This window comes from Gloeocapsopsis crepidinum LEGE 06123, assembly GCF_015207655.1.
Taxonomy (GTDB): Bacteria; Cyanobacteriota; Cyanobacteriia; order Cyanobacteriales; family Chroococcidiopsidaceae; genus Gloeocapsopsis; species Gloeocapsopsis crepidinum.
The window spans coordinates 1-19,847 of sequence record NZ_JADEWN010000055.1; the positions used below are offsets into that span (position 1 = coordinate 1).

The 19,847-nt window shown below is 40.4% G+C and carries 11 protein-coding genes; 6 read left to right on the forward strand and 5 right to left on the reverse strand.

All coding sequences use genetic code 11. The annotated features are described in order from the left end of the window. Positions 1–216 precede the first annotated feature (216 nt). Entirely contained in the window at positions 217–2,169 is a 1,953-nt protein-coding gene (locus IQ230_RS19195; protein ID WP_193933862.1) for a serine/threonine-protein kinase, read from the reverse strand. A 91-nt stretch (positions 2,170–2,260) separates the two neighbouring features. Then, positions 2,261–3,928 carry a serine/threonine-protein kinase gene (locus IQ230_RS19200; RefSeq protein ID WP_228055144.1) on the reverse strand — a complete coding sequence of 556 codons (1,668 nt, stop codon included), beginning with the start codon at positions 3,926–3,928 and terminating at the stop codon, positions 2,261–2,263. Between the two features lie 214 nt (positions 3,929–4,142). Between IQ230_RS19200 and IQ230_RS19205 the strand changes: the two genes are divergently transcribed. After that, positions 4,143–5,672 carry a phenylacetate--CoA ligase family protein gene (locus IQ230_RS19205; RefSeq protein ID WP_193933863.1) on the forward strand — a complete coding sequence of 510 codons (1,530 nt, stop codon included), beginning with the start codon at positions 4,143–4,145 and terminating at the stop codon, positions 5,670–5,672. Positions 5,673–5,758: 86 nt separating this feature from the next. Further along, a complete protein-coding gene (locus IQ230_RS19210) occupies positions 5,759–6,061 on the forward strand; it encodes a DUF6464 family protein (RefSeq protein WP_193933864.1) in 303 nt (100 codons plus the stop codon). Between the two features lie 148 nt (positions 6,062–6,209). Here IQ230_RS19210 and IQ230_RS19215 read toward each other — a convergent pair whose 3' ends face one another. Then, a complete protein-coding gene (locus tag IQ230_RS19215; protein ID WP_193933865.1) occupies positions 6,210–6,758 on the reverse strand; it encodes a hypothetical protein in 549 nt (182 codons plus the stop codon). A gap of 307 nt (positions 6,759–7,065) precedes the next feature. On the opposite strand from IQ230_RS19215, the gene IQ230_RS19220 reads away from it, so the two are divergent. From IQ230_RS19220 to IQ230_RS19235, 4 genes are all read left to right on the forward strand, one after another. After that, positions 7,066–8,193, forward strand: a complete 1,128-nt coding sequence (locus tag IQ230_RS19220) for a response regulator transcription factor (protein WP_193933866.1) — start codon at positions 7,066–7,068, stop codon at positions 8,191–8,193. A 240-nt stretch (positions 8,194–8,433) separates the two neighbouring features. Beyond that, positions 8,434–10,206, forward strand: a complete 1,773-nt coding sequence (locus IQ230_RS19225) for a glycosyltransferase family 39 protein (protein WP_193933867.1) — start codon at positions 8,434–8,436, stop codon at positions 10,204–10,206. 946 nt (positions 10,207–11,152) lie between these two features. Continuing rightward, positions 11,153–11,911, forward strand: coding sequence for a foldase protein PrsA (locus tag IQ230_RS19230; RefSeq protein WP_193933868.1), 759 nt, complete (start codon positions 11,153–11,155; stop codon positions 11,909–11,911). Between the two features lie 237 nt (positions 11,912–12,148). Beyond that, complete coding sequence (locus tag IQ230_RS19235; RefSeq protein WP_193933869.1) at positions 12,149–14,686, forward strand: type I secretion system permease/ATPase; 2,538 nt, start codon at positions 12,149–12,151, stop codon at positions 14,684–14,686. Between the two features lie 217 nt (positions 14,687–14,903). Here IQ230_RS19235 and IQ230_RS26875 read toward each other — a convergent pair whose 3' ends face one another. After that, positions 14,904–17,414 (reverse strand): malectin domain-containing carbohydrate-binding protein, encoded by a 2,511-nt coding sequence (locus tag IQ230_RS26875; protein ID WP_228055145.1) that lies wholly within the window; start codon positions 17,412–17,414, stop codon positions 14,904–14,906. A gap of 44 nt (positions 17,415–17,458) precedes the next feature. Further along, positions 17,459–19,615 (reverse strand): Kelch repeat-containing protein, encoded by a 2,157-nt coding sequence (locus IQ230_RS19245; protein WP_193933870.1) that lies wholly within the window; start codon positions 19,613–19,615, stop codon positions 17,459–17,461. Between the last annotated feature and the right edge of the window lie 232 nt (positions 19,616–19,847).

Genomic DNA, 19,847 nt, shown 5'->3' on the forward strand with positions numbered 1-19,847 from the left:
CCTATGCCACTGAGGTTCAAAATATGTGCAAAAATCATCGACCTCACAAAACAATGCTTCTAAACTAGACATAGGACGGGGCGCTGAATGGTTTAACTTAATTTCAGCTTACTTGCCCCCTCCTTTTCTTATCCCGAACTGACGTTAACTGAGAACTCAACACTCAACGTTCATAACTTTCTTAAACTCATAACTTCTCTGCACTTTTGCTTTGAGCTAATCAGCAATAATTTGAAGTAAATAATCAATTGGTACTGACGCAGTTGAGACAATAACAAATTCATAATAACCAGTTTCTGGTAGTTTACCTGACCAAGTGCGATCGCTTGTATCTTGCAGTAGAACTGTGCTACCTGTGGGAGAGTATGCAGAAATTAGTACTTGGGGATTTGCTTCAAGATGAAGTTGCATGAGTTGATCTTTTGTCAAGCGAGCAATGTAAGCTTTTCCCTCACCTGGTTGTAAATTTCCCCGAACTTGTTGAAGTGTATTTCCTTGCACAAATGCAACTTTTTCATAACCACTACCTGCAACAAGGCGCTGTAATTTATCTGCTGCTACACCGTGCCATACTTGCCCAATCGGCTGATTAATAAAATTTTTGCCTTTATATTGTGGAAATAATTGAAAAAAGGTAGCATCTGCAAGATCGTATAAGGCACGACTACTAAGATTAAGCTTGTTAATAGCGACTTTCCACTGTTCGCGATCTGCAGTACGATATTTTCCAAGTTGCTGCCTTGCTTCTGGACTTAATGCTTGCAGTTTGTTAAGAGTTTCTGCGGCTAGACTATCCCACTCACTACGCAATTGTTCATCAGCAGAACCAGGACTAAGTGTTTTACCTTGTTGTTCGGGATGTTTTTCCCAAAACAACTGATTAACTAAAGCATTATAAAAACTGTCATTAACTCCGAGTTGCTGACGGCGATCGCGTAATTGATTTTTGCGATTTTGTTCCGCTGCAGAGTACTGTGGTATTGGCGTCGCTACTGGAATATCAGGTGTTGATGGTATCGTTATGTGATCGCGAGACTGTAACCAAATTGCTCCCCACCAACTTAATCCAGTTGCTGCAAATAACAGAAATCCTACCATGACAATTCCTAAACCGAAGGCATGACTACGAGCGTAGCTGACATTTGCAGGCTGTAATTGCCATTCTGGTGTAATGTTCGTTGTCGGAGGCTTTGTGACTATTGTTGTTGGTATTTGCGGTGCGGGTTGCTTGTAAGTGTAACGATTTAGTACCTGCAAAACTTGGCGTGCAGATTGGTAGCGATCGCTTGCTCTGGGCATGAGCATTTTATCTAATATTTTGCCTAAATTAGGACTTAAATTAATTTCCTGCCGCCAATTCCACTGCCGAGTTTGAGGATCGATTAAATCTTGTGATTCCTTACCTGTGAGTAATATCAGTGCGGTTGCTGCTAAAGCATATAAATCGATTTGAGGAGAACCACCCAAGATTTGTTCTTGGGGCACATACCCTATTTTGCCTAAATGGGTTGCTGGCAACAGCGTTGCATCAGGATCAGTAGGGCTAAACTGGGAAACAATCGTTGCTGCTACCTGCTTGACACTACCAAAGTCTATGAGTACAGGTAGATTATCTACATCACGCAAAATAATATTGTCTGGCGAAATATCGCGATGAATGACTCCTAAGGAGTGAATATATTCTAAAACTGGCAATATTTGCAGTAATAACTGGGTCACTTCAGCTTCACTGAAGTCTAAACCTTGTTGTTTGCGAGTATTCAATAATTTGCGATAGCTAGGACCTTCTACATAGTCTTGTACTAGCAATAAATGTTGCTTACCATCTAAGTGTGCTTGAAAGAGTTCTCGAAATTTAGGAATCTGCGGATGTTTTAATTTGTAAAGGACTCCAGCTTCGCGTTGAAATAGTTGTTGTCCTTTTTGTAAAGCATATGTACCTTGCACTTGAGGTGCAAATTCTTTTAAAACACACAGTTCGTTGAAGCGATTGATATCTTCTGCTAAATAAGTCCGCCCAAAGCTACCCTGTCCCAATTTGCGGATAATACGATAGCGATCGCCTAAAATTATTCCTGGCTGAGTGTTGTTTGCTCCCGCTAGCATTTCGCCACATTGAAGACAATAGCAACTCCGATCTGGATTTTCGTGTCCTTGAGAGCAATACATGAATAACTACACACTGCAAAAGTTAAACCACACCATTGAGTTTTCTTGGGCTTGCGGAGGCGAGACGCCTACACTACTTTGAATCTAGTTTTTATCTAGCCTTTTTAAGTCGATTAACTCGATCAGCGGCGATCGCATACCATATTTGACCTGTTGTATTGAGTTTAAGTTGCTTTCCACGCTCTTCAGGAAAGAGTCGATAAAACTTTTGGTTAGTTTCTTTTGTTAATCTATCAGATGTATAGTTACCTAGTTGCCTTTGATCTGCCTGCTGCTGCCAAGCTACAAAATTTTGTTGAGTGTAACTGCCTAAGCGACGCCGAACATCGAGACTAAGTTCTGCTTGCTCTAATTTATCTAACATCTGCTCAGCAATCGCAAACCAATTACTACGTAATGCTGCATCTTTAGGATCGGATTTCAAGCTACGACCGTTTAATTCAGGGTGTTGGCGATGAAAAGAATCATCTACTAAGCCAACAAAGAAAGCTTCTCTAATTTGTAAAGCTTGGCGACGACTGACGATTTCTTGCAGCCTGGTTGCTAAATCAGCAGTGTTTGTTGGTGATTCTTGTGCTGTGGGAGTTAACAATGGCGTACGCATAACAGAATTGGCAAGAACCCACGCACTTGTTCCTGCTACTGCAACTAATCCCACCGTAGTTGCTTTGACGAGTAAAGAACGCAGCCAACCAAAATGCCAATTAGTAATAGGATTGTTTGCTGGTGGAGTAATAACTTGAGTTTGCTGGTGTTGTAATTGGCTATTATGTGTTTTGTCAGGTTTGCGTCCTAAGACATTGATCGTTCGTAGCTGGGAAATGTTCAGGGCTGGTGTTTTCTGTGGCATTGATGCTTGTAGGGCTTGCAAGACTTCTTGGGCTTGGGAGAAGCGATCGCCTGGCTTGTAAGCCAACATTTTTTGTAATACTGCTTCTAGCTGTGAACTGACTTTTATTTCTTTACGCCACTGCCACGTACCGTTGTAGCTATCATATAACTCCTGTGGTTCTTTAGCTGTTAACAACACTAATGCTGTTACTGCAAGTGCATACAAATCGCTACTAGGGTAAACTTTTCCTTGTCGCATTTGTTCTTCTGGGGCATAACCTTGTTTGCCTAACAAAGTTGGCATTCCCAACCCAGTAAATTTTGAAACCACGGTTGCTGCTACTTGCTTGACTCCGCCAAAGTCAATTAACACAGGCATTTGATCGACATTCCGCAGAATAATGTTATCTGGGGCAATGTCACGATGGATCACTCCTTGCGTATGAACGTAAGATAAAACAGGTAACAACTTACACAAAAATTCTCGTACTTCACTTTCTGAAAATGAACCGCGCGATCGCAGTAAGTCGTAGTAAGTTTCCCCTTCAATATAGTCTTGTGCCAAAAACAAACAATTGACACCGTCTTTTGTCTCTGCCTGAAAAAACTCTAAAAAACGCGGTAGTTGCGGATGAGTTAAGTTATACAGTGCCCCAGCCTCGCGCTCAAATAATTCTTTTGCTTTTTCAAGTTCGCGATCGCCGCGTACCTGTGGGGCAAATTCTTTAAGTACACAGCATTCATTAAATCGATGCAGATTTTCTGCTAAGTATGTACGACCAAAGCCACCAGATGCTAACTGACGCACGAGGCGATAGCGCTTTTCTAAAACTTCTCCCGCCGATAGCCACAGCATCTCGCCACATTCGGTACAAAAGCGGCTGCCGTTTCGGTTTTTGTGTCCTTGATTGCAGTATAGAGACATCATAATTAGAGCATAAATTAACTCTATTTGGCAGTAATAGCAATACCTAGCAACAGGATATTAGTTATTTTTAATACAATTAATCTTGAGGTTTCATCAGTAAAAGATATCTTTGTTGCTTTTCTTATGCTGAGAAAAGCTTACTCTTAGCAAGATTTAGCATCATATGTGCAGCAATGAATTTCCTCAGCGTTAAGTTAGAATCAACTAGTATAAGATGTTTTTATCAAATAATGGCAGAAGTATAGGCAAAAGTCAGCAAGCTTTACAAGCATTTCAAGAGTTTCTGACAACACCACTAGAAACACGACTCAAACGGCATCAGAATACATCTCCAGAGGCAATTGCCACAGCACTATTTCAAGAAGTTGCGGCAAATGTACCAGCCTACAAAGCATTTTTAAGCACGCACAAAATTAATCCGGCATCAATTCAAACTTTGGCAGATTACCAAACACTACCACTACAGACCAAAGAAAACTATCTGCGACAGCATTCCTTAGCAGATTTGTGCCGGAATGGACAACTTGAAACGTGTGACATGATTGCCGTCTCCTCTGGTTCAACTGGTAAACCAACATTTTGGGCGCGGTTTATGGCGGATGAGTTGCAGATTGCTACTCGTTTTGAACAAATCTTCTACGATGGCTTTTTTGCAGACACTCGCCGTACTCTAGCCGTCGTTTGTTTTACATTGGGAACTTGGGTAGGTGGAATGTATACTACAAATTGTTGCCGTTATGTAGCACAAAAAGGTTATCAAATTACTGTTGTGACTCCAGGGAACAACAAAGAAGAAATTTTCCGCGTTGTTCAAGAGTTGGGTGAGGCTTTTGACCAAGTTGTTTTATTAGGATATCCGCCTTTTATTAAAGATGTTATCGATACAGGAATTAGCCGTAGTATAGACTGGCAGCAATATCAGACAAAGCTAGTATTTGCAGGTGAGGTGTTTAGTGAAGAATGGCGTAGTTTAGTTGGAGAACGTATCAAAGTAAAAAACCTTTGCTATGACACCGCAGCACTTTATGGCACAGCAGATGCAGGCGTTTTAGGAAACGAAACACCACTTAGTATTTGTATTCGCCGTTTTTTAGCAGATCATCCGGCGATCGCCCGCGAGTTATTTGGTGAATCGCGTCTGCCGACACTTGTACAATACGATCCGTGCGATCGCTTTTTTGAAGTTCAAGATGGCACGCTATTGTTTTCTGGCAATAATGGTATTCCCCTGATCCGCTATCATATTGCCGATACTGGTGGGTTAATTCCATACAACACGATGCTAGATTTTTTAGCTGCTGCGGGTTTTGATCCAGTGGAGGCTTTACAACAATATGGAGTCAGAGGAAACTGTTCGCTACCGTTTGTCTATGTTTTTGGACGTTCTGACTTTACAGTATCTTACTTTGGTGCAAACATTTACCCTGAGAATGTCACAGTAGGACTGGAACAACCCGAAATTCGAGAATGGATAACAGGTAAGTTTGTGTTGCAGGTGAAAGAAGATGCAGATCGCAATCGCTACTTATCGGTTGTTGTGGAGTTAGCACCAGAGATCGACGATAGTGAAGACAGAAGACAAGCGATCGCAGCCTCAATTCGCGTGCAACTACTTCGTCTCAATAGCGAGTTTGCCAACTATGTTCCAACAGAATACCAAACGCCACAAATCATGTTAGCTGCGATGGGCGATCCTGAATACTTCCCTAGTGGAGTGAAGCATCGCTATACTCGCAAAAATTAGGCTTGTGCCTGCAAATGAAAAATGTGTTGTGCATTACCTTACAGAGCAACGAAAATAGAATTTGGAGAGCGTTTTCGAGGTACAAAGTGTTAGCGTTACTCTGGATCATTGCTTTAGGTTTTATTCCGCCCCTGCTTTCAGTATTGATCGTCCGTCGTACTCAAAAAAGAATGCAAGCCGAGTTGAGACGGGCAATGACAATGCCAACAAGGGTGAGGGCTAGGCGATCGCCCATTTCCTTACCTCCAGATAGCTATTACCTAGAAGGAGTAGGATATCTTATTGGTGATATTAGTTGTAGATTTAATGCGAGATCTCGCTATATTCGCTGCGCAGTCAATCCTGAAGGTCCTTGTCAGGGATGTCGCCACTATGAAGAAAAAGCATGAATCACAGACGCCCTCCGACTTCAGTCGGGGCTACCGAAACAAAGTGTGCGGAAGCACACTAAGATATAAGTTTATCAGTAAGTCCACGCAGCATCTGGACTTCGTTTGTTGAGCACTCGCATTCTATGCAAGTTGTCTAATGCTGTCTTTAGGGAAAGTCAATGCCGACAAGAAAAGGTGTCTGGTTTGTATTAGACCGAGACATAGTTACTTGAAAGTAGTACAGTCTATTCGCACCGAACTGATGATTGCAGGGAACAACCCTAGATGTGAATAATGTTGCGTTAGAAGCGTTGGAACTCGATGCTGGACACACTGTGACCACGTTTCCATTAGTAGTAATATAGCGGAGTTCTGTCCTAATTTCGGCAGCAGTCCCTGTGCCATCGGGGTCTTGATAGTACACTCTGTATGAGCTGATGTTGTTATTGTTTAAGTTATTAAATACGGTTCTGTTGTTGATCGGTAAATGGCAGTTTAAGTTTGCTACTCCGGTACTAGAAGATCTAAAGGCATAGGCAGGACCTGACACGCGCAGCCTATTTTCTGCTGTTGCTATCGGTCCTAGAGGGGTTTCAGCACAGTTAATAGCAAGGATCGTCGTAGCGCGAACGTCGGGAGTGTTAGCTATAGCAGTGCTAGGTAAAACAAGTAGTCCGAATGTTGTTAGAGCAATTAAATGTTTTAAGTTCAACATAAGATATCTCCGTTTATTAAATCAATCGAGTATGTTTGCATGAAAATACTCTGGCGGTAATGGAACACAACAGGCGACCTCAAAAAACCAACTCTTGATTACCTAACTACTCATTACCAAATTGAGAAAATATGTGTTTTAGTTGCAAACACCTACTTTAGGTAAGAGATTCATTAATGTCATAACAAAGTAAAAAATAGAATCCAATAAGGAAATTCCCGTACTAAACTATTAAGAAACTGATACATAAATTCGGAAATATCCCTTTACTCGGTGAAGCTATTCTTTAGCCACTTAGGAGGGAAAAATGGCATTAACACAGCAAGATCTGCAAGGTATTCTTAAGTGTCTTCAAGAAGTTTACTGTGCTTGCAATCTTGAAGCATTTCCAACACGTGCGCTTTCAGCCTTGTCTTGGGTAGTTTCCTCTGATTTTCTCAATTGGTGTCCAACAAATTTTCATCAACACAGAGTTTTAACTACGTTAAGCGCAATGTCGCATCGCCCTGCGATTACTTCTCAAGAAGCAGATCAGATTGCCCACAGCCGTTTTCTTGAACATCCATTTGCGCGTTATTACCTAGCAACTAACGATGGTAAAGCGCACAAAATTTCAGACTTTATCAACGCACAGCAACTGCATCGTTTAGAAGGGTTGTATCAAGGAATGATGCATCAAATTGGTATGGAAGACCAAATGAGTTTAGTTCTTCCAGTTTCATCTGAAGTTAATAATACTCTGCTTAAAAAAAATACAGATGATATTGTAATTGCCCTATCGCGTCCTGAACGCAGTTTTTCTGAACGCGATCGCTTTGTTCTCAACTTATTGCGCCCCCACCTTTTTCAGGCATATCTCAATGCTCAAACACTTACTAAAATTCAGCAAGAGTCAATCCGATTGAACCGCACGATGGAACAATTGGGTGTAATTATTCTAGCGGGTGACGGAAAAATTCAATTGAAGACACAACGTGCTTGGGAGTTGCTAACACAATACTTTCAACTTACGCACCAGAAGAATTCTTTACCAGAAACGTTGCAGCGGTGGGTAAACTACCAATTATCTTTGATAGCTGGTAATGAAGGTCTTACTTTGCCTTGCCTGCCATTACAGATCGAACAAGAAAATAACCGCTTAATTATCCGCCTAATGTGCGATCGCCAACATCAACAATACATCCTATTGCTAGAAGAACAACGACTTCGTTCTTTTTCTCCACAGTTATTGACTGCAATCGGACTAACGAAGCGCGAAGCAGAAGTTTTGTTCTGGGCAACAAAAGATAAAAGTACAAAAGAAATTGCTTCAATTCTCAGTTGCAGTGATAAAACTATTGAAAAACACTTTGAGCATATTTATGAAAAGCTAGAAGTTCGGACACGTACTGCTGCTGTTGTCAAAGCTTTAGAATTATTGGGAATGCTGAGTTAAGCAGGTTAAACACATTCAAGATGAGTAGGATATGTATTGTACTTGATCGCAAGCGAGTTAACTGCAATCCTATTACCAATCGTAAGAGGTTTGCTGTATTATTACTCCTGAATACTTTCATCCAACAATTCTACTAATATGCATTCAGTTAACAGCTATCAGCAATAGTGAGAAAAATATCTCAATAAACCTAAAGAATCAAAATTTTTGGATTGAAATCACCTCAATAGTTGAATTTTGATGCAACCTTATCCAAGATTACACGTATTAACTCTATTAATATGGATAGCCATTGGTAGTGTTTTGCGCTTTGCTAACCTAGCAGCAAAACCTCCTTGGAATGATGAATTTGCTACTGTAGTTTTTAGTCTGGGAAATAGTTTTCGCACAGTACCAACTGACAAAATCATCAGCTTAGAAACTCTGTTACAACCACTACAACCTAATCCTGATGCTGGCATTAGTGATGTAATTCAGCATTTGATGGCAGAGAGTACTCACCCACCGATATATTTCGTCCTGACACATCTGTGGATGAAATTATTTCCTACTGTAGATGGTTTAGCTTCATTTTGGGCAGCGCGATCGCTCAGTGCGCTTTTTGGAGTTGCAGCGATTGTAGCAATATTTGGCTTAGCTTATGTAGCCTTTCGTTCGCTACCAGTAGCACAGATTGTAGCTGCTATGATGGCAGTTTCACCTTACGGTATTTATCAAGCACAAGAAGCTCGACACTACACCTTAGCGATCTTACTTGTTATTGCATCTTTGTGTTGTTTAGTTATAGCTATTCGTAACATTCAAAACTACAAATATTTATCTATTGGTCTAGCATTCTTTTGGATTTTTATTAATGCTTTGGGAATTGCTATTCACTATTTTTTCATTTTCAATATACTTGCTGTAGTACTTGTTCTTATTAGTTTTTGGCTTACAGATATTTATAAATGGCTACAACTCAAAACTGAAAATAAATACTCTCGATTGCCATTGAGAAACCAGTTAGTATATTGGTATCGCATTTATGCTGTAGTGATAAGTGCTTTTATAAGCAGTGTGGTTTGGCTCCCAATATGGCGGAGTGTGCCTGAGAACAAAGTGACACAATGGATTTTTGATGATAATTCTTTAAACTTACTCAAAAGCCTTTCACAATTTATAGCCTGGCTTATTACTATGTTCGTTTTATTACCTATTGAAGGTGTTAATGTACAATTGATGCTGTTATCCGGTAGTATACTAATTGGATTTACTGTTTGGTTAATACCTATTATTATAAAAGGAATAAAACTTCAGAACAAAAATCCCAAAATACAATTGGAATTTCAAGTTTTACTCAGATATCTTTGGGTAGCGATCGCACTTTTATTTACTATTACTTTTAGCTTTAATGCTGACTTAACAATTGCAGCTCGTTATCAATTTTTTTACTTTCCTACAGTACTACTCTTAATGGCAGCAGCACTGGCTACTACTTGGAATACCTATGAATATTTAGATTTTCAGGAATCAGTCGAGAGAACTCATCAAAGGAAATTAGTGTATCCTTTAAATCTTAAAGGTAAAACACCTGTTATTTTACTTTTATTGTTAGGTTTGTTAGGTAGTCTTACTGTTATATCTAACTTTGCTTATCAAAAGCCCGATCGCCCTGATTTGTTAGCACCAATTATCAATGAAATATCGCAGCCTTCTACTCTGATTGCAACAACCTACTTTACCCATGAGCAAATTGGTGAAATGATGGGATTAGCACTAGAGCTTAAACATCGTTACCATCTGACTCACAAATCTTCTGAAAATTTTCCTTCCTTTCTTTTAGCACACTTAGACTCTAATTCTCAACCTATCAACACTTTAAAAGAAACCCTAGCACAGCTACCAAAACCTCTTACTTTATGGGTTATTAATTTTTTCCCCACAGCAGAACCTAAAATAGAAGGCTGTCACATTGATCCTAAAACGAGAGATAAAATGAATGGCTACAAGTATCGGATTTACTACTGTTTGTAGCTGTACAATATCTACGAGCTTATGAAGCTGCTTTTTAACTGCTTTTATGTTCTTGTTTTTTACATTTGATATACTTCAAAATGCCTGGCTAATGGTATTTTGGCAAGAGTAAATTGCAGGTTACTATTAGAGTTATATAGACTTGTCATTGGTCAATAGCAAATACTGCATATTTATTCTAGCTTTTAACTTTGGGTAGTTCTTAATGATACAATATTTGTCTTGCTCTATTCGCGAACAAGATTGATGTAAAAAAATAATCATTGCTTAACAAGTAATGAATTCTTCTTATATTAGAGTCTATTTTATAAAGTAAATAGAAGTAGATATGATGAGTTTGGCAGAGGGTGCATTCTATCAGGTTTCTCATTTGAGTAATACAGACGAGTAATAAAAGTAAAACAGCTTCAGTAATTATACTTAGATTAATAAGGACAATCAAAGGCAACTTGCTAGGTGGTGTTAATGTACTCAAGCAATTACGCCACCTTTATTTACTACACGCAACTACTTACTTCACATAAACCAATGAATGTTCTTAAAAAATTTATATCTACCCACCCCTATTTAAATAGCTAAGTTATAAAATATACTTTGGTATCTTTATCTAAATATCTGTAACTTTTTAGCGATGCTTGAATAGGTTACTTAGCAATACAATCTTCATGATCCTAATAAATTCATTGTTACACTGAATTCTATTAACAAGATGAGTATACATACAACTCAAGTACATATAAAGCAAAAGCAACAAAATGAGGAAAAATTCGATCTATTAATAACAATGTAAAATTTATTTCAAAAATTAGAGACAGCTCTATATGTATGAGAAACTAGATTAATATACACAAAAGTACATAGTTTATGCTATTTTCTACATTTTACTAAGGGTAATAACTTAACCTTACACAGAAAATATCGAGACACTGTTTAATACAAGCAAAACATGGATTCTACATCATTTTTAATAGTTGACGAACAACCAATTAATCTTTCACAAGCACTTAAATACCTGCAAACATCTGGAAAACTTCAACCTTTCATTCTAGAAATTCTTAGACAAAGAATTTTAGAAACAGAATTACAAACACGAAAAGACCTTGAAATTAATCCTGGAGTTATCGAGCAAGCAATAATTGATTTTCGTTTACAGCAACAACTAACAGACCCAAACAATTTTCAAGAGTGGTTAATCAACAATGGTTTAGATTATCCAACATTCCACCAACAAGTTGTGTTTAACTTCAAGTTAGAAAAACTGAGAAATAATATTACCGAACCAAAAATTCAAGAGTATTTTATTGAGCAAAAGATTTTTTTGGATCGTGTAGTGCTTTCTCGAATTGTGGTGAAGGAGCAAGAGTTAGCCGAAGAGTTAAAAAGCCAAATTCTAGAAGGGGCTAGGTTTGAGCAGCTTGCTCAAGAATACTCAGTCACTGACGATCGCATTGTCAATGGTATGATGGGACCGATTAGTCGGGGTCAATTACCTGATGCACTGCGGGCTTTAATTGAATTAGTTAATCCTGGCGAAGTTGTCGGTCCAATAGAAATCGATGACTGGTATTGTCTATTCCGAGTAGAGCAATTCATCCCTGCTACTTTAGAAGGAGCAGTTAAGCAAGAACTAGAAAACCAGCTTTTTGAGCAATGGCTAGGCGAAAAAATGCAAAAGCTCAATATTAAGCTGCAAGTGAATTCATAATGAGAATATAGCATATGTATTTTGTAGTGCTTTTAATAGCGAGAAACAATTTGTAAGTTCAGTTAAAAATTATGAATACTTGATTTGCCATCAGAGTTGCAATTCATTTAAAAGTTAGCAAAGACTTGTGATTCAGTAGCTCCATTATCTGTTCAATATAGTCTGCCAAAGTTAATTGTATCAAGGTGTCCTTTCTCGACTGAGATCGGAGGGTTCGCAAGCTCTCGTGAGGTTTCTATGATTACGACAGATGAGATTAAAAACTTGATGTGGGATAAAGCTCCCTTGTCGTGTTTAAGCTCTGAAGAACAGGTTCAGTTTCAACACCAAGCCGAAACGCGTAGTTACATTCTTGGTGAGATTATATGGTCTACTGATGGTGAAAACAACATTAGAGGCTCCGGAAGTCAAATTCTAATTCTTTCTGGCAAGGTGCGCCTAGTTCCCGAACATGGAGAGTCGGTGATTCTGCAACGAGGAGACTGGGTAGGTGATTTATTAGAACTTTCAGGAGTATGGAAAGCGAGAGCATCAAGTCGAGATGTTGTTGTATTACACTGGAAGGCAGATTTCTGGACAACAGTTTCATCTCCACAGGTTCAGCAATTTTGGGCAGCAGTGCGATCGCGCTATCAACCTCAGCAAGAACCTCAGCCACAACCAGTATTAGGCTATCCTTTCATTTCAAGTTTAAATACAGCTGCTGCTTGTCTGACAATGGTGACACAACAGATGCAAAACCCAGCGCAGTTGGAATGGGTACAACGACAAGTACGAGGACAAAGCCCTAAATATGTTGCTGAAGCAGCAGAAAAAGTAGGACTGCAATTACAAAAAATTCAAGTCAGTTGGAGTGACTTACGCAAATTATCTTTTCCCACACTTTTGCATTGGCAACAAGAGTCATGGGTTGTAGTTTATGGCATTAAAGGCGATCGCCTCATTATTGCTAATCCACTTAATCCTAATCAAACGTGTGAAAGCATTCCGCGAGAAATAGTAGAAACCTCATGGAATGGACAACTCTGGCAAATTGAACTGATTCAAAAACGCGATAAGTTCAACCTGAGTTGGTTTTTGCCTGCAGTGTGGCGCTATCGCAAGTTATTAGGAGAAGTCCTTTTAGCTTCATTTACACTACAACTATTTGGCTTAGCCACCCCAGTCATCACTCAGGTGATTATTGATAAAGTTTTAGTGCAAGAAAGTTTATCTACCTTAGATGTTATGGCGATTGCCCTGTTAGCGATCGCACTATTTGAGGCAATTCTAGGTATTTTGCGGATCTTTATTTTTACTCACACCGCACGCAGACTAGATTTAAGTTTATCAGCTCAAGTGTTTCGTCATTTGATGCGCTTACCACTAGCGTATTTTGAGTCGCGACGCGTGGGAGATACCGCAGCACGAGTGCAAGAATTACAAAATATTCGCGAGTTTCTCACTGGTACAACTTTAACAGTGATTCTCGATAGCTTATTTGTAGTCATGTACTTGGCACTGATGTTTTACTACAGCGTTCCCCTCACCTGGGTAGCACTGGCAGTAATTCCACTTTTTGCTTTATTGATCTTACTATCTACTCCACTTTTACGGAAATGGCTTGATGAAGCTTTCAACCAAAGTGCTGATAGCCAATCTTTTTTAGTCGAAACGATTACAGGAATTCATTCAGTAAAAGCACATGGCGCAGAACGAACTTCTCGCGAACGTTGGGAAGGACTTTTTGCCCGTTATATTCGGACTAACTTCAAAGCCTCAACTGCTTCCAAAATCACCAGTAATATTGGAACTTTCCTCACAAGTTTTTCTTACCTCCTCATTCTGTGGTTTGGGGCAAAATTAGCTATAAATCAGCAACTTACTGTCGGTCAATTAGTCGCATTTCAGATGCTATCTGCCAGAGTCACAGGTCCATTATTACGCTTGGTACAACTGTGGCAAAATTTACAGCAAGTCTTGCTTTCAGTGGATCGTCTGGGAGATGTCCTGAATGTTGCCCCAGAAGCTGAAACAGGTTCTGGCTTAGTTTTACCAGCGCTGCAAGGGCAAGTCACTTTTGACCAAGTATTTTTCCGTTACCGCCCTAATCAAGAACCAATTTTGCGCGGGATTTCATTTAATGTCCAGCCAGGAATGTTTGTTGGTATTGTCGGGCGCAGCGGTTCAGGCAAAAGTACTCTTTCTAAATTGTTACAGCGACTTTATCTTCCTGAATCTGGTCGCATTCTCATTGATGGCTTTGATATTAAAAGTGCCGATATTGCTTCTTTACGTCAACAAATTAGTGTAGTTCTCCAAGAAGACTTTTTGTTTAACGGAACGATTTTGGAGAATATTACTTTAGGGAATCCTGAGATTAGTGCGGAAGAAGTCGTCAAAGCAGCACGGATGGCAGTCGCACACGATTTTGTCAGTGAATTATCGCAAGGATACGAAACTTCAATTGGCGAACGCGGTACAGGACTTTCTGGAGGACAAAGACAACGAATTGCTTTAGCACGGTTATTTTTATCGCAAGCCCCGCTCATGATTTTAGATGAAGCGACTACTGCGCTAGATAGTGAAACTGAACAGCAGGTTTTACACAATATTCAAAGTCTGGCAAAAAACCGTACGATCTTTATGATTGCTCACCGCTTTGAACCACTCAAAAAAGCTGATTTGATCTTGGTATTGGAAAAAGGCGTCTTAATGGAACAAGGAACACATACTGAATTGATGCAGAAAAAAGGATTGTACTGGTCTTTATACCAACGTCAACAAAATCACTAAACTTCTTGCATAAACCTAAGATACCCTTCGACTGAAGTCGTACCTTCTCAAAAATCCAGCAGTTGAACAAAGCCGCTGCCTATACTTTAATGCGATCGCATTCCAGTTCAACAATTACATAAAAAATCCCCCTCCAGGTTTTCTAGAGGGGAATTTGCATTAGTTCTAATTCAACAAGGATCTGAAGCAAGCATTTTACTTTAATTTCCTGATGCAATTAAGCTGAGCGAAAAACTTCGATTGCAGAAATAGCACCAAAGTCAGATTTTGCTTTGAGTTGAATATTTAACTGTCCGTCGTTAACTTGTATTCCTTCAATAGGTACTCTTACAGCAGTTAAAGCACCACCAGATGCTGGTGTAATATCAAAGTTATGCAATACAGTCTGATTCTCGACAATGACATCAAACACGCGCTTACCGACACCACCAGGACCGCGATTTGGTGCGCCCCAATAATTTTCAGAGAAGTGCAATCGCAGATCGACTTGACCTGGTTGAACAGGTAGTGCAAAAGATAGCACGCGAGACGATAGTGGAATAGAACCATTACCAATTTTGGCTCGGTAGGAGCGATACACTGGGTCAATTTGTGTATTTTTGATGTCAGGCGTGCCTAGTGTACTTTCAGGTACGGCATTTGATGGACTGAACAAGTTTGTATCTGGATTCCACACAAACCCATTAGGACTGGTATACGAGGAACTACTTCCTACATTGATTCGATGTAAAACTTGCCGTTGTGCTGTTGTTTCGTTTGATGAAATCAAGAAGTTATCAAAAGTTGCCGTAAATGGTACTGATCCTTTATTAGTAGTAATCAGTCCAGCTTTGCTTTGAGCAGCAAAATAGCTACCAATTTGACCACCTTTGAGCGATATGACACCAGGCAAGAGAACGATATTATTGTTGTTGCCAACACTATAGCCAGCGCGAACCGTTCCAGCTTGAGGATCGGTAAACAACTTTAGCTCTAAAGACTGCAAACTTCCACGATTGGGAATTACTGCTGTACCTATTGTTTGTCCTACTCCATTATTTTCTTGGTAAAACTGAATACCTAGTTGATTATTGTTACTGGCGATCGCAACTACCTTAATATAGTTGTCTTGATCGGGACCTAACATAATGCCTGCTTGTTGAAATCCTGCTTGAATGTTGTTAAATGGTCCCAGTAGTTTAGAACTGATTACTGATTTGCTAGCTCTACCATCAAAGACAGTTCGCAAACCGTTCATCAGTGTATTATCTTGACCGCCATTACTACCGCTGGTTGTCGTAACTTTTAGCGTACCTGAACCACTTGTATTAAGGTTAATCAGGTTTGGATTGTAGGAAGCAATCGACGTAAAAGTGTCATTTCTATTTAGTTGCGTACTTGTAAAGCCAATATTCTTGCCATTTTTGTCTTTTAAACCGTTCGGAAAGACATTCTCATAAGTTTTACCAAAGTAAAACTGCAAGTCTGGCGAACCAGGAAATCTACGACCGACTGATGGATCTAGCGCTGGGTTTTCGGGTCTAGCGTTTACCATCAAATAAACATCATCATTGTAGTCAAAGTTTTTCCCTGTACCAGTCAGGCTATTGCCAGGATCAGAAGCAGCTAACCAAGTATGCGGAATAAGCGTACCTTGAGCATCACGCACTGGATAGATCCGCCAGTTATGTGTCTGATCGGGAAGGTTTTGCGTGTAATCTGTCCAAGCACCTTGAGTACTTCCTGCATTCAAGCTGCGATTCAGAGCAAAGGGGCTATTTGGAGTAAAGCTAACATTATTAATGCTAGGAGTTGTGTTGACCCCGCCAGCTAAAACACTGGGGAGTAACTTCTGATTTTCGCCACCGCTAAGATCGTTACTTCCGAGTACGTTGTCATCTTGCAAGCGACCTGCGTGTTGATAAATCAAACCACTTCTACCGCCGCTACCAGGTTTTGCCTCAAATCGAATGGGATCGTGAGGACCATCTGTAGGACCACTGTAAATAGCTATAGGCCACAATTGAACAGGTTTAGTATTGTCAGCACGTACCCAGTAAGGAGAGAAAACTTCATCCCCAACTAGACTTTTTTGGCCACCTAAGATATTGCTTTCAGTACCTATGTTTGTTGTCCAGCCGAAGATCCGAGTGATTTCTGCAAGTGAAGGTTCTCTATTACCTTCGTAGTTAGCTGTGTTGAGTCCTGCAAGATTAACTGTTTTTACTGGTTGACCACTGGTATTAATTGTCAGTGATGCATAGTTCTCCCCATTAAAAGTATGAGTAATTGGGGTAGTACTCAGCCGCGCCATCCGCTGCGGAGCAAACTGCACCTGAATATTACGGGTTTCGTTCGCTCCAAGTGTAAATGGTTGTCCTGTGGGAGCATCAAGAATTTGAAAATCACCAGCCCGTTGATGATCTGGCAGTCTAACAGCGTTACTTTTTTCTTGTGAATCACCAAGGTTGAGCGTAATTGTTAGTGGATTACTGCCTGTATTACTCAGTGTTAGTGTTTTTGGCGATCGCACTTCCCCACCAACAGTACCAAATACCATTCGATTAGAGACAATATTGGCATCTGGGGTAAGAACTTGCAGGCTACTACTACTAACAGCGCTTTGATTTAAGCTGTTAAAGCCGTACGGATCTGCTGTACTTGCTTGCAAACTGGTGTAACCATTATTTTGACTGGTATTTAAGTTAGTGGTTGATTCAGTAGAAGGATTAAGAAGATCATTCGCCATTACATACTCAACTATAGAGATATCAACAAAAAGAAAGCTCTAACTTAGGTTGCTGCAAGAACCTCAATAGCGGAAATTGAGGCAAAGTCTTGTTCAGCTTTAAATTGCAAATTCAGCGTTCCATCATTCACTTGAATGCCATTAATCGGCACCACAACTGCTTTGAGTGCGTCACCACTCGCCGCAAAAATGTCAAAATTATTCAGTATTGTTTGACCCTCCGCAATCACATCAAAAACTCGTTTGCCTGCACCCCCCGCTGCTCGTCCTGGTGCACCATAGTACAATTCAGCAAAATGCAACTTAATATCCACACTTTGGGGTGTACCAATAGGTAAATCTAACGACAACACCCGCGATGACATGGCAATGGTGTTATCTCCCACTTTGCCGCGAAAACTTTGATAAAGTGTGCCATCGAGTGTATTAGCAATTGCCGGAGTAGGATTAACCGGACCACCATTGAGTGCGATCGCGCCCTGAGGATTGAATAGTCCCGTATCGCCTAACCAGACATTGCCTTGACTATCTATGTATGGTGTGCTGCTCCCTATATTTATTCGATACAGTGCTTGTGCATCATTCTGGACAACCTGGTTTTTAACTGGTACTCCTTTAAATGTAGTTGCCGAGAAGCCTGGCGAAGCACCAGTAGCAAAATATATGTTGTTGCCAATTCGCCCAGCAACTCCTGAAGATCTCGGTCCAGGAATAGGCGATAACACAGACCAAGAATCAGCCAGTGGGTCGTAAGCTTTTACTTCGCTGATATCAGTACCATCAGCAAGCATTCCTCCTGCGATAATAATTTTGCCATCCATTACAAACGTGGAAGCAGAAACATGCGATAGGGCTTGAGGTAAGCTTTTTGCTGACTTCCAAGTATTAGTGGCTGGATGATAGACATTCACGGCAGCTTGAGCACCCTCATGTTCTGAACCAACTTGACCGCCAATAGCGTACAGCTTTCCTCCAACAACGGCATCTGCCATGTGGCTACGAGGATTAGGTAAGGGCGCTAAGTTAGTCCATTGACCACCATTGAGTGGTAAGACCCAGTGAGTGCCTTGATCAATTCTGTTGGCATTCACACCGCCAAAGAAGTGCAGTCTGCCATTGAGAACCGATAACTCACCAGATCCTCTAGCTGCAGGTAAAGATGGCATTGCAAACCATTTGTTTTGGACAGTGTTATACCGCCATACTTCATTTGTGGCAAAAGTCTGTCCTCGTGGTTCTTTTCCTGGATAGCCACCAGCTAGATAAATATTGTTTCCTGTGACTGCAATTCCAGCATGACTAATCGCAGTTGGCAAATCTGCTATCCTTTGCCATGTATTTATTACAGGATCATAAGCGTGTGATTGCTTAGTTGGAGTATAAGTGTTATCAATATATCCACCAAATAGATATAACTTATTATTAGCTACAATACCTGAAGACTCAGTACGACCAAGTGGTGATAGTTTAACATTACTCCAATTAATTTGATTAAAGTCAGGGTTAGCACTACCAAGAGAATTGACTCCAAAATAATCAAACGTCACATCCACTTTTTTCGATTGACCCGTGAACGCTAAGATTCCGGCACGGGACGTTGCACTGTTGGCAAAAAATGACGCTGCCCCCGCACCAATTTGTACTTGTTGCAGTGCAGTTGGTAATGCTGTGTTCGAGTTCACTCGATAGGCAGCGTTGATTGTTTTGGACTGCGGGTCGCCTGTCAGATATAAGTCTAGAGTATCGATGCCTGCCCAATTCAAGCCTGTGATTTCACCAATACTTGCTCCAATGCCATTTTGTTCTTTGTAGAACTGCAACTTCAATTGTTTACCATTGTTGACGACAACTAGCTTGGCATAGTTATCTTGGTCTGAACCCACAAAGATGCCACCTTGCTTGTATGCCGCGTTAAGGTTGGTGACTGGTCCTTTGAGCCGCGTACTGATGCGAAATGGTTGGGTGATCGTATCTACTGCTACTTGCAGCGCATTTTTCAGGTTATTTGCTGCGGCGTTGCTGCCTTGAGTTGCGGTTAGTACTAAGCTGCTGCTGGCTGTATCGACATTGATCAAACTCAGGTCATAGGCATCGCCTGTGCTGTTTGCTTGGACTGAGCTGAATCCTGTTCCTAATCCGTTTTTATCTGCTACTGTTCCTGGTGTTGTTGTTGAAAAATCTAAGCTTAAATATGTCGGCACGAAAAAACTCCTCCGGTCACTTATGCCGCCTGATAACTTCATAAAAAGTCAATTCACAGGTGGCATAAATTGTATCACTCGTCACTTTACTCACTAGATGCACTCAAAACCTCAATAGCGGAAATTGAGGCAAAGCTCTTGTTTAGTTCTAAATTGCAAATTCAGCATCCGTTTTTATCTGCTACTGTTCCTGGGGTTGCTGCTGAAAAGTCTAAGCTTAAATCAGCAGGCA